Annotated in this window: 13 protein-coding genes; 8 read left to right on the top strand and 5 right to left on the bottom strand. The window is 47.0% G+C overall.

What is annotated here, in order from left to right; genetic code table 11:
* The first annotated feature begins 5 nt into the window (after positions 1-5).
* On the top strand, positions 6-563 hold the full coding sequence (locus tag EDD67_RS10300) for a DUF2179 domain-containing protein (protein ID WP_242006018.1): 558 nt from the start codon (positions 6-8) through the stop codon (positions 561-563).
* A 28-nt stretch (positions 564-591) separates the two neighbouring features.
* Here EDD67_RS10300 and EDD67_RS10305 read toward each other — a convergent pair whose 3' ends face one another.
* A complete protein-coding gene (locus tag EDD67_RS10305) occupies positions 592-1,524 on the bottom strand; it encodes a DMT family transporter (RefSeq protein WP_121439951.1) in 933 nt (310 codons plus the stop codon).
* 226 nt (positions 1,525-1,750) lie between these two features.
* Between EDD67_RS10305 and EDD67_RS10310 the strand changes: the two genes are divergently transcribed.
* Complete coding sequence (locus tag EDD67_RS10310) at positions 1,751-1,954, top strand: CsbD family protein (RefSeq protein ID WP_093074702.1); 204 nt, start codon at positions 1,751-1,753, stop codon at positions 1,952-1,954.
* A gap of 74 nt (positions 1,955-2,028) precedes the next feature.
* On the opposite strand, the gene EDD67_RS10315 is transcribed toward EDD67_RS10310, so the two are convergent.
* Positions 2,029-3,351, bottom strand: a complete 1,323-nt coding sequence (locus EDD67_RS10315) for a DUF2254 domain-containing protein (protein ID WP_121439952.1) — start codon at positions 3,349-3,351, stop codon at positions 2,029-2,031.
* Positions 3,352-3,532: 181 nt separating this feature from the next.
* Between EDD67_RS10315 and htpX the strand changes: the two genes are divergently transcribed.
* Both htpX and gdhA read left to right on the top strand, forming a co-directional pair.
* Positions 3,533-4,447 (top strand): protease HtpX, encoded by a 915-nt coding sequence (gene htpX, locus EDD67_RS10320; RefSeq protein WP_093074699.1) that lies wholly within the window; start codon positions 3,533-3,535, stop codon positions 4,445-4,447.
* Between the two features lie 109 nt (positions 4,448-4,556).
* Positions 4,557-5,909, top strand: a complete 1,353-nt coding sequence (gene gdhA, locus EDD67_RS10325) for an NADP-specific glutamate dehydrogenase (protein WP_121439953.1) — start codon at positions 4,557-4,559, stop codon at positions 5,907-5,909.
* Between the two features lie 33 nt (positions 5,910-5,942).
* On the opposite strand, the gene EDD67_RS10330 is transcribed toward gdhA, so the two are convergent.
* Positions 5,943-6,299: a group I truncated hemoglobin gene (locus tag EDD67_RS10330; protein WP_121439954.1), complete on the bottom strand. Its 357-nt coding sequence runs from the start codon at positions 6,297-6,299 to the stop codon at positions 5,943-5,945.
* A gap of 209 nt (positions 6,300-6,508) precedes the next feature.
* Between EDD67_RS10330 and pfkA the strand changes: the two genes are divergently transcribed.
* From pfkA to EDD67_RS10345, 3 genes are all read left to right on the top strand, one after another.
* Positions 6,509-7,468 (top strand): 6-phosphofructokinase, encoded by a 960-nt coding sequence (pfkA, locus tag EDD67_RS10335; RefSeq protein WP_121439955.1) that lies wholly within the window; start codon positions 6,509-6,511, stop codon positions 7,466-7,468.
* Positions 7,469-7,521: 53 nt separating this feature from the next.
* A complete protein-coding gene (locus EDD67_RS10340; protein WP_121439956.1) occupies positions 7,522-8,439 on the top strand; it encodes an aldo/keto reductase in 918 nt (305 codons plus the stop codon).
* 243 nt (positions 8,440-8,682) lie between these two features.
* Complete coding sequence (locus EDD67_RS10345; RefSeq protein WP_307723680.1) at positions 8,683-8,838, top strand: BH0509 family protein; 156 nt, start codon at positions 8,683-8,685, stop codon at positions 8,836-8,838.
* 20 nt (positions 8,839-8,858) lie between these two features.
* Here EDD67_RS10345 and EDD67_RS10350 read toward each other — a convergent pair whose 3' ends face one another.
* The gene (locus tag EDD67_RS10350) at positions 8,859-10,367 is read right to left on the bottom strand and encodes a gluconokinase (protein ID WP_121439958.1); all 1,509 of its coding nucleotides are present in this window, start codon (positions 10,365-10,367) and stop codon (positions 8,859-8,861) included.
* A 19-nt stretch (positions 10,368-10,386) separates the two neighbouring features.
* The gene (locus tag EDD67_RS10355; RefSeq protein WP_121439959.1) at positions 10,387-11,244 is read right to left on the bottom strand and encodes a MurR/RpiR family transcriptional regulator; all 858 of its coding nucleotides are present in this window, start codon (positions 11,242-11,244) and stop codon (positions 10,387-10,389) included.
* Positions 11,245-11,442: 198 nt separating this feature from the next.
* On the opposite strand from EDD67_RS10355, the gene gnd reads away from it, so the two are divergent.
* The gene (gene gnd, locus EDD67_RS10360; RefSeq protein WP_121439960.1) at positions 11,443-12,342 is read left to right on the top strand and encodes a phosphogluconate dehydrogenase (NAD(+)-dependent, decarboxylating); all 900 of its coding nucleotides are present in this window, start codon (positions 11,443-11,445) and stop codon (positions 12,340-12,342) included.
* The last annotated feature ends 30 nt before the right edge of the window (positions 12,343-12,372 follow it).

A 12,372-nucleotide genomic window follows, 5' to 3' on the forward strand; every position in this document is an offset into this window, starting at 1 on the left:
CCGGCTTGCTTCAGGCATTGATTGTATTAGGCGCTCAATTAGTCTATGTACCGCTTGTCGTTTTGCGGACATTAATGATGGTGAAAGGGGAAAAAGGCAAATCGGCTTTTTTCGCTGTATTGGAAGGCGGCGTCCACGTTGCAGCATTGGGAATTGTTTTCAGCGATTTATCGAATTACTACAGTATGGCTGCGTATGCGATCGGATTTGGTTTAGGGATGTATGCCGGTTCACTGCTGGAAGAAAAATTGGCGATCGGCTATGTGTCATTGCAAGTCAATATCCTTGAAAAAAATATGGCATTGATTAGGCACCTCCGCGAGGCTGGTTTCAGCGTATCCATTTCGACCGTAGAAGGGATTGATGATACCCGGCATAAATTAGACTGTACGTCGAGGCGCGACAGAGAGAGCGAATTTATAGATATTGTAAGGCATTATGAACCGAGTGCGTTTATTGTCTCGTTTGAACCGAAAAGCTTTAAAGGCGGTTATGTCGTCAAAAATATGAATAAACAGCGTGAAAAATTTGCGAAGAAGAAAAACAAAAATGTTAACATATAAAAAGCAGACCGGCATGCCGGTCTGCTTTTTAGTACCATCCGTATTCGGTGTCGGGATAACGTTCACGAAGCCGTCGGCGAAACGACATAACCGTCAGCGCAACCGACAGCAAGACGAGCACAATGCCAAATGCCTGCCAGCCGGTAAGCACTTCCTGTAAAATAAAGAAGCTGACTAAAACACTGAAAACAAGCTCGACTGAAGAGAGGATCGCTGCCCGGCTCGATTCAATATGTGTCAATCCGAGCGTGAATAAAATGTAGGCAGCAATCGTTGAAACAATGCTGATACCGAAGACAGACAGCCAAGCACTTCCGGAAAAAAACAGGGCTTGATGTTCCCATACTTGACTGATCGGGAGCATGAATAACGCCCCGCCCAAAAGCGCGTAAAACGTTGTTGTAAAGGGATGGTATAAACCGGTCACGTATTTTCCGAGCAGGCTGTAAGATGAACAAAATAAGCCGGCCAGCAGTCCGATCAAGATCGTCCCGATTGTAATCGGATCCCCGCCGGCAGGAAGCAGCCCGATCGCAAAGGCGCATCCGGTCATCGAGAGCAGGATAGCGATACTTTTTTGCAACGTTAAAGCCTCTTTATATAAAAGACGTGCAATCAGAGCGGCAAAAATCGGCGATGTGTAAACGAACACAACAGCGATAGCCACAGTCGCGCGTTCCATGACGGTAAAGTAAAACAAGTTAAATAAACTGATCCCGGCAATGCCGAGCATGACCAGATGCGGAAGGTCTTTTAAGCGGACTTTTAAATAATCCCGCGCAAATAACAACAGCATGATAAACAACAGCAGACTGGAAAACGAGAGCCGCACCGTCACGGCTTGTGACGGTGTAAGTCCCAAATCGTAAAGCTGTTGCACAAAAAGGCCGGTCACACCCCAGCAGGCGGCACCGGCAACAACAAGCAAATAAGCAACTGTTTGATTGATCGCAAAATTCACAGCAGGGCCCCCTTAATGTTTCTTTATTCGGGGTCATAGATGACAATTACAATGCTAGTACCCGGCGCTTTTGAAACTCAAACACGCAAATACAATTTTTTCTGCACAGTTTCTAGTCACCTCGCCTTATATTTACCTTTATTAACACATAATGTTTAAAAATGTCATGAAGCGGAAACGTGCCGAATGAAAGATGATCATGAATGAATCAAGGAGGTTTAATTATATGAACAAAGAGGATCTGCAGGCAAAGTGGAATCAAGTATCCGGCGAAGCTAAGCGCCAGTGGGGCAAGTTAACGGACGATGATGTTCAATTTGTCAATGGAAGCCGGGAAAAGCTGATCGGCAAATTAAAAGAACGTTACGGTTATTCAGATGAAGAAGCTGCCGAAGAAGTCGATACGTGGATCAATAAAATTAAGCTGTAAATCGGCCAATGTTTATTACGTGTAAACAAACCAAAGCAGAGAGATAAAGCCGGACGGTGTTGCCGTCCGGTTTTTTAATCGCCTTCCCCGGTCAGTTCGTTGTAACGTTCGGTTTGGTGTGTCATGACAGCCAGCTGCCGCAGAGAACTCGTGAAGCGTTTGTCCTCATACTTAAAAGAGTTCGGTTTTTTATAAATCGACATTAAATGCTCAGCGAACTCCCACGTGCACTTCATATCTTCGTGATAAACGGATTGCGCGACAGTTGTCAGTCCATCGAGAATGTCATTTAACAACACCGGATCATTTTCTCCGTAGTAGACGATTTGTGAAAACGCGGTGTGTAAGTAATAATCGAAAGATTCATCCGGAATAATCAGCCGAAGTTCATTGTTGCGATTCGTAAGGTAAGGGGTGAATTTTGTGATCGTAGCGACGTCAATTAATAAATCAGATAATTGATTGATCGCATTTCTTGTCGTGCTCGGGTCATAATTGCCGATCGATTTGATGGCGACTTCCTTTAATTTATTAATGCCGTATTCAAGATCCTGCAGCTCGGTTTTTTTATGACCGAGGTAAAGCATGTTGCGATAGAAGTCCTCACGTTCAGGACGCTGTTTATCAGACCAGTAACGAAGAATCGGCATGCCGCGGGTGATGAAATCACCGACGCGGACTTCAATTTGCACAACGATATCGTCTTCAGTAGCAAATTTAATCAGCTTTTTAAAATCAATAATCTGCAAAAACCCTGTCTGCTCAGCACGAATGACGTGGGCTTCACGGCGTGAATACTGATGGGCGCTTTGGTCTAAATCATTGTCGCGGTAAGGTTCAAGATCTTTTTGCAGCGTTCCCATAATCCGTTTGCTCGACTCCATTTTCATGTTGTGCGTTAACGTCGGCACCTGCATCCATTTCACGACGTGATTGATAAAATAAACGAAGTTAGCCATCGCCAGCAGTGTCATGATGAATGCAGTCAATGGAATGGCAACGTAAATTTCATGAACGAGCTCGTGCAACATAAAAAAGGAAGCAAGTAAATAAATAAAGGCTGCATTAAACAGTCCGAGCACCCGCTGCGTCCGTTTATCACTGATGAACGTCAGCAAAAGCCGCGGGGAGAATTGCCCGGAAAACGTTGTCAGCACGACAAGCGTTGAGTTAAACGTAAAAGCGTTCAGTGTGATCACACCGGCGAGCAGTGTGCCCAGCACAGTATACAAATATTCGTGTGTCACATGCATCACGTTCGGAGTTGCGTGTTCGATCGTCAAATTAAAGTCGATCCAATATGTAATAAAGGCAAGCACAACGGCAGCGGCCGCATAAATAACCGAAGAAAACCACAAATTCCCGCGCAGTTCATAAACCGCCTGGCGTCGGGACATGTTGACGATCCTTCGCAAACTGCGAGGCAAGAACTTCCTTAAAACAAACAACGGACAGCCTCCTTTATTAATAACAAGCCTTTTAACCTTTTACACGATTTATTAAGCTTTGAAACTATGTATTTTTGCTTAAATTGTGTATAATGAACGCGTTAGAAAATTCACTGGAGGCAAAAACATTATGGGAAAACGATTTTTACTGTTTTTATTAACGAATATTCTCGTCATGACGACGGTTGTCATTGTTTGGTCGATTATTACGTCGTTTACCGATATCGGCGGGCAAATTGATGTCGGCGGCGACGGTCTCGGTATTAACTTAACCGGATTGGCGATTTTAAGTATCCTGATCGGTTTCATCGGCTCTTTTTTCTCGTTAGCGATTTCGCGTATCGTCGCGAAAAAGATGATGAGAGTCAAAGTTCTCGACCCTGAAGGATCACTGTCACCGAAAGAACGCGCGGTCGTTGACAGAGTGCACACCTATGCCCGCCGTGCCGGAATGATGCACATGCCGGAAGTCGGGATTTATAATTCTCAAGAAGTCAACGCCTTTGCGACCGGACCGACCAAGAAACGCTCGCTTGTCGCCGTTTCTTCCGGTCTGCTTGACTCGATGGACGGAGATGCGATTGAAGGCGTCCTCGCTCACGAAGTGGCGCACATCTCCAATGGCGACATGGTCACGATGACGTTATTGCAAGGGGTTGTAAACACGTTTGTTGTCTTCTTCTCACGGATCGCTGCGATTATCGTCTCCCGTTTTGTGCGTTCGGAAATGCAATTTGTCGTCCGCTTTGCGGCAATTATTGTGTTCCAGATTTTGTTCTCGATTCTCGGCAGTTTGGTCGTGATGGCTTACTCTCGCCACCGCGAGTATCATGCAGACCGCGGCGGCGCTGATCTGGCCGGCAAGGACAAAATGGCGCATGCGCTTCGTTCGCTGCAAAGCTATGTCGGCCGTGCCAATGTAAAAGACGGCCGCGACGATTCAGCCGTGCAGACAATGAAAATTAACGGAAAAACCGGCATGGCGAAACTGTTCTCTTCTCACCCGGATATTGAAGAGCGTCTCGCCCGGCTTGAACGAATGTAAGTGTTTATCGACCATTCCCCTTGGGGAATGGTCTTTTAGAATCGCCGATACATAAAGGCTATCAGCGCAAGCGTTATCATCAAAACTACAGTCAAAGGAGCGGGAGATATTGAGCCGACAATCAGCATCAGATTATTTGCAAGCGGTATATGACGAATTAGCCGAAAAAAATAAAGAAGAAACGGAGTTTTTGCAAGCCGTAAATGAGGTTTTTCATACACTCACGGAAGTGTTGGAGCGTCATCCTGAATATCGCGAACATCGAATCATTGAACGAATGCTTGAACCGGAGAAACTGTTGGTTTTCCGCGTTGAGTGGCTGGATGATAACAACAATGTCCGTATCAATCGCGGCTACCGCGTGCAGTTCAACAGTGCGCTTGGCCCGTATAAAGGCGGCTTGCGTTTTGATCCAAGTGTCAATACGAGCGTTGTAAAGTTTCTCGGTTTCGAACAAATGTTTAAAAACGCGCTGACGGGTTTACCGATCGGCGCCGGCAAAGGAGGCGCTGATTTTGATCCAAAAGAAAAATCGGATATGGAAATTATGCGCTTTTGTCAAGCTTATATGACTTCTCTTTGGCGTCATCTCGGTGCTGATACCGATGTTCCGGCCGGTGATATCGGTGTCGGAAAACAAGAAATCGGCTATTTGTACGGCAGTTATAAAAAACTGCAAGGTGAAAATGAGGCGGGAATCTTGACCGGAAAACCGAGTGAAATCGGGGGCAGTTTGGGAAGAGAGCAAGCCACAGGTTACGGTCTTGTTTATTTTGTTTCAGAGATGATGAAAAACTACGGAGAACAGATTGAAGGGAAGAAAGTCATTGTATCCGGTTCGGGGAATGTCTCGCTGCACGCGATGGAGAAAATTGACGAACTTGGCGGCACGGTCGTTGCATGCAGCGACTCGAAGGGATATATTTTCGATCAAAACGGTATTTCGCCAGAAACGGTAAAAGAGATCAAACAGACACGCGGTGAAAATATTTCCCTTTATACTGACAAACATCGTTCGGCTTCCTATACGGAAGGCTCAGAAAAAATTTGGGAGAATGCATGCGATATCGCTTTACCTTGTGCAACGCAAAATGAATTGGATGAAAATGCTGCGCAGCACCTGATTGAAAACAGCGTTAAAATCGTTGCAGAGGGAGCGAACATGCCTTGTACAAACGGGGCGATTGAGGCATTTACATCAGCGGGGATTCTTATCGGCCCCGGCAAAGCGGCAAATGCCGGCGGTGTGACGGTCTCCGTCTTTGAAATGGCGCAAAACGCTTCCCACTTGCGCTGGACATTCCGTGAAGTTGATGAGAAGCTGCAAGAAACGATGACCGCGATTGTGAAAGATATTCAAGCGGCCGCGAAGCAATACGGTGTAAAGGGGCAATTACCGGCGGGAGCGAATATTGTCGGCTTTAAACGTGTTGCGGATGCAATGATTAAGCTCGGTGTGTAAGCAAACGCCCGCTCGATGGTGAGCGGGCGTTTCTTATTGATGGATAATGTGCGGAGCGAGTCCGCTGATTTTTTCCATCACAGCCTCGATGTCGTCTTGTTCAACGCCGAGTTCCGTAAGCGTGTCTGCGAGGTGTGTAGCGATCGCATTGAAATGTTCCGGTTGAATGTTCATCCCTTCATGGGCTTTTTTCATACTTGTGCCGCCGTATTCATTCGGTCCTCCTAATGCATACGTGAGAAATTTCATTTGATGATCCCGCTGTTTCTCCATGTCTGTGTTTGTAAAAAAGCGATTGACCGTTTCATCAGCGAGCACTTTTTCGTAAAATTGATCAACAGCAGCGGCAATCGCGTCTTTACCGCCGAGCCGATCATACAGGGAAGCCATATGTGTTTCCTCCTTTTAATGATTTTTTCTTATTTGCAAAGTGTAAATGATAGTAATTGTAGCATCAGTGATCTGAATCACTGGAAACCGTGTTGCCGTTTGAAATGAAATCGTTTTAAAATTCAGCGTTACGTATGGATTTTTACTGCTGAGATCGATATGATAGTAATAACACATGTCAGACAACTTACGAAAAGCAGGTGAAACAGATGAAGCGATTGGCAGTTTTAACGAGCGGAGGCGATGCGCCGGGAATGAATGCAGCGATTCGGGCGATAGTCCGAGCGTCCGTTTATTACAACGCTGAAATATACGGTGTGTACCGCGGTTACAAAGGTTTGATGCAGGGAGAACTGGTGCATATGGATGCCGCATCAGTCGGGGATATTGTGCATAAAGGCGGGACGATTTTAAAATCAGCGCGCTCTAAAGCGTTTAAAACCGAAGAGGGCCGCAGCAAGGCGGTTGAACAATTGAATGCGTTTGGTATTGACGGGCTCGTTGTAATCGGCGGGGACGGTTCCTTTATGGGAGCGGAAAAATTGAATGAACTCGGTTTTCCGACGATCGCTTTGCCGGGGACGATCGATAATGATCTGAATTATACAGATTATTCGATCGGTTTTGACACAGCTGTTAATACCGTGCTTGAAGCGGTGACAAAAATCAGGGATACGTCAACGTCACACGAGAAAGCGACGATTATCGAAGTGATGGGGAGAAATTGCGGCGATATTGCCTTGCATGCCGGCGTTTCCGGCGGTGCAGAGAGCATCATTATTCCTGAAGAACCGGTTGATACGGCGGAGGTGATTGCGAAACTGCGAAAAGGGCAGAAGCAAGGCAAGGAACATCAAATTATCATGCTCGCCGAAGGGGCAAATCAAGCACAGCTGTTGCAAAACGAACTGTTGGAACGGGCGGAAGTTAACGCGAGGGTCTCTGTGCTCGGGTTTATTCAGCGCGGCGGCGACCCGACCGGCCGTGACCGAATTCTTGCCAGTAAAATGGGTGTCAGAGCGGTAGAAATGCTGTTAAACGGCGTTTCAAACCACGCTGTTGGGATCCGCCATGATAAGCTTTATGAAATACCAATTGCCGACGCGCTAAAGGAAGAGAAACAATTGGATGAGGAAATGTACAAACTGACGCAAATTCTTTCGATTTAATAAATAAATTAGAAGCATAGCTTATGAACGAGCGAAAAAAAGGAGCTGACAAGATGAAACGAATCAATCTCGGCACAAGCCATATCGAAACAGGGGAAATTTCCCTCGGCTGTATGCGGATGAATCAAATCGCTGTAAGCGAAGCGGCTGAAGTGATTGAACGGGCTTACCAGTCAGGCATTGATTTATTTGATCACGCCGACATATACGGCAAAGGCGAGGCGGAAAAAACATTTGCCGACGCGTTTGCCGAAACGTCTTTAAGACGGGAAGATATTTTATTGCAATCGAAATGCGGGATTCGAGAAGGGATGTACGATTTTTCTAAGGATTACATTCTCTCGTCTGTCGACGGGATTCTTCAGCGTTTAGGGACCGATTATTTGGATACGCTTTTGCTTCATCGCCCGGATGCGCTGATGGAACCGGACGAGGTGGCTGAAGCGTTTCACCAGTTAGAAAAATCGGGGAAAGTGAAAGCTTTTGGTGTGAGCAACCAAAATCCCGTGCAGATGGCGCTGTTGGCAAAGACGCTTGATCAGCCTTTGCAGATTAATCAGCTCCAGCTCAGCCTCGTTCACACCCCGATGATTGATGCCGGTTTTCATGTCAACATGGCCGATGAGGCAGCCACGGTAAAAGACGGCGGAATATTGGAGTATTGCCGTTTGTACGATGTTACCGTACAGGCATGGTCGCCATTTCAGCACGGAATGATCGAAGGCGTGTTTATCGGCAATAACGACTTTCCGAACGTAAACGAAGCATTATCGGCGTTTGCCGAAGAGAAAAATATCACAGCATCAGCGGCTGCAATTGCCTGGATACTCCGTCACCCGGCGCAGATTCAACCGATAATCGGATCAATGAATCCGCAACGAATTGAACATATTGCACAAGCTTCTGAAGTCGATATGACGAGAGCGCAATGGTATGAACTCTACCGTGCCGCGGGAAACGATCTTCCGTAATTCAGCCTGCAGATCAACGACAATTTTGACGCAAGCTATACAGACATTAACCTCCGCTTGCCCCGGGCCGTCGGAGGAAGTGGCTGTATGGCTTTCTTACTTTGCAGAACAATATCGACACGCTGAAACCCGGACAAAAAAAGTCCGGGTTTTTTTGTAAAAAGCATTGACCCTTTGAATTTACTGTTATATAATACAGTAACAATAATAAATTGTACTATAACAGAAAGGGAGAGGATGAGTATGAAGATGCGAAGACAAGAACGGGAAAACATGATTCATTATTTGATGGAAATGCGGAAAGTTTCGCAAGAGCGTCTCATGCTCATGACCGACGAAGACGTTGAACATTTGTACACGAGACAATACGGAGAAGAAGAAGTTTATAACATGCTGTAAAGAGTAAAGAGCAGGATCGGCTACAGCCGGTCCTGCTCTTTTTGGCATGCGTGCCGGAAATCGGTCATCACATGTTTATAGATTTCGTGCTTTTCTTTGTCAGGATAAACGGTTTCGTTCATCGGTATATGGTGGCGGATGTCCTCTAACGAGGCTGCTCTGCCGGAGGCTGTCAGGCTGAGCCACGCTGCGCCCCATGCTGAACTTTGGTGGCTCAGCGGCACGTGAACCGGCTTGCCGGAAATATCTGCGAGCATTTGCACCCAGTTTGGCGAACGGGCAAATCCTCCGCTCGCGTAAATAGCTTTGGATGGATGTTCAGTCTGGACCTCGTCTTCGATCGCTAACAGATTCAATAAAATACCTTCAAGCACAGCTCGCAGCATGTGACGCATGGAATGAGAAGAATCAAGTCCAGAGAACCCGCCGCGCGCATCGGCGTCCCAAATCGGCGCGCGTTCGCCGTGAATCCACGGGACAAAGATCAGCCCGTCTGCTCCGGGTGCGATTGTCTCCGCGGCATGTGTAAATGAGGCGGTATCGATGTCGCTTGCCGTTTTGCCGCCATTACCGGGAATAAGCGGGTCGGTAAAAAGATGTAAAAACCATTGCAGCGTATTTGCGCCGTTGTTCGACGGGCCGCCGGTAATCCAGAGATTATCGGTAAAGGCGTAACAAAAAGCCCGTTGCTTTAAAAAAGATACCGGTTCGCGGCTCATTTTTCGAATCGCTCCGCTTGTGCCGATTGTTACGGCGGTTTCCTCTTCATTTACTGCGCCTAAGCCAAGGTTGGCAAGCGGGCCGTCGCTGGCGCCGATCGTTATCGGGACAGCGGTTGAGACCCCTAACGCACCGGCAGCTTCAGTTGTGAGCCGGTAACTGTTTTTAAGCGGTGAAACCGGTGTGCCGAGCTGTTCTTCGGTTAACCCGCAGGCATGTAGAGCTTCGCTGCACCATGTATGCCGTTTGTAATCAAATAAACCGGACGAGGAGGCAATCGAATAATCGACATCGGCGGTCCCGCACCAGTCGAAGAGAATGTATTCTTTGAGGGACTTCCAATAGGCAGCTTCTTTAAAAGTGCCGGGATTTTCTCGGCGGATCCATTCGGTTTTTACGACCGGCGACATCGGATGAACCGGCGTTCCGGTTTGCCGATACAATGTATTGGCATAGCCGGATTGATGCCATTCGTCAGCAATCGCTGATGAGCGCCGGTCAGACCAAATGATTGCGTTCATGAGCGGACGGTTCGTTTCATCAACTGCCATCCACGAGTGCATCGCAGCTGAAATCCCGATCCCGGAAACGTCGCGCTTGTTTTCCGGCAATGATGAAATCGCCGCCCGGACAGCTGCAGCAGCTGCATTTTTGACCTCGCGCGGATTTTGTTCAGCCTGTCCGTCTGGTGACGTATAGACGGGGTATTCCCTCTCTGTTTCTGCCTGCACATAGCCGTTTTCAGAAAAGATAACGGCTTTAGCGCTGGTCGTGCCAATGTCGAGCCCGAGCACAAACGGTTCGTTCATGTGACCTCCCCCTTAAGTATTAAACTCGTTTGACAGAAATCGCTTTCCGTAAGTTGATTAGCACATCTTCCATTTTCTCTTTATGGACAATGCTGACATTAACAAAGAGCGCATCAATCAACGTTAACTGTGCCAGCCTGGATGCAAGGGCTTCCGAACGGTAATCCGTTTCTTCGGAGACCGTGAACAGAGATACATCAACCCGTTCGCTGAGCGGTGATTTCCCTAGATTTGTGATTCCAATCGTATTCGCCCCGCGTTCATTGGCAACATCAGCTACTTGCAGCATATCCCGATTGGAGCCGGAATGTGAGATCAGCACGGCTGTATCATTTTCGGTTAATTGCGAAGCGGACATCATTTGAAAATGCGAATCGCTGTAGGCAATTGTCGGAATACCGGTGCGCATGAATTTATGATGCGCATCGAGAGCAATCACGCCGGATCCGCCATTGCCGTAAAACTCAATTCTCCGTGCATGAGACATCATCTCGACAGCTTTTGTAAACATTTCTTTATCCAGGACGTTAAACGTTTCTTCAAGTGTACGGGTATTGGATTGAAACACTTTTTCGGCGACCATTTTGACGTCGTCGCCTTCTTGAATCGTCTCATGAATGTTTTGTATTCCTTGGACGACCTCGGAAGCGAGCGCAATTTTCATCGCCTGATACCCTTTAAAGCCGAGGCGTTTGCAGAAGCGGAACACTGTGGCCTCGGCAACTTGAAGCTCTTCGGCAACTTGACTGATCGTTGAATGAACAATGACGTCCGGGTGCTGCAATATATAATCAGCGACGAGTTTTTCTTTTTCGCGAAATGTGTCATACGAGGAACGGATCCGGTGTTTCACATGAGTTGTTTCGGAAGTGTTCATATAGTCACCCCTTTTTTTACTGAAAGCACAGTCTCATTGTAACGGATAAAAACGAAAATATCTTTTCTTAAGTATAACTGATGAAACGAAATAAAAAAATATTTTTTCGTAAAAACCCCTTGAAAAAGAAAAATTTTATCATATAATGGGTGTCAAATAGAAAAAATATTTCAATAATTATGCTTGAGGGGTGACGCTATGGAGCTGGGACTCGTAGGGCTCGGTAAAATGGGATACAATCTCGCATTGAACTTAAGAGACCAGTCGTACACAGTGACGGCTTATGACGTGAATCATGATGCAATCAAACAATGGGAAGCGGACGGTGGAGAAGCGGCCGGTGATTTACATGAAATGATCGGAAAGCTTAAAGCCCCGAGGCACATATGGGTGATGGTTCCGGCCGGAGAAGCGACCGAAGAAGTGCTCGATTTCTTCGGTACCCATTTAGATGTCGGCGACACGGTGATTGACGGCGGGAATTCGCATTATAAAGATTCGCTTCGGCGTGCGGAAAAACTCGGGGAAAAAGGAATCCGGTTTGTCGATGTCGGAACGAGCGGCGGAATCGAAGGAGCGCGTCACGGAGCGTGCGTGATGGCCGGCGGTCCGCGTGAAGCGGTTGACCCGCTGGAAAATATGTTTCGCGATATTTCGCTGCCAAAAGGCTATTTGCACACCGGTCCGTCCGGCAGCGGCCATTTTTTGAAAATGATACACAACGGCATTGAATACGGAATGATGCAGTCGATTGCCGAAGGATTCGATTTATTGGAAAAAAGTCCGTTTGAGTATGACTATGAGAATGTATCGGAAGTATGGAATCACGGTTCGGTGATTCGCTCTTGGCTGATGGAACTATCGCAGCAAGCGTTCAGCAAAGACGAGAAATTAGATGGGATCAAAGGGGTGATGAATTCTTCAGGCGAAGGAAAATGGACAGTTGAGACGGCCCTCGATATGCAAACAGCAGCTCCTGTCATTACCATGTCGCTGATGATGCGTTACAGGTCGCAGGAATCTGACACTTTTTCCGGAAAAGTGGTAGCGGCGCTCAGAAATGAGTTCGGCGGTCATGATGTGATGCGTAAAGAGTAAGAGTAAAAGGAAGCTTAATCACATGATGAC

It is taken from the genome of Salisediminibacterium halotolerans, assembly GCF_003814815.1.
GTDB classification, from domain to species: Bacteria; Bacillota; Bacilli; order Bacillales; family Salisediminibacteriaceae; genus Salisediminibacterium; species Salisediminibacterium halotolerans.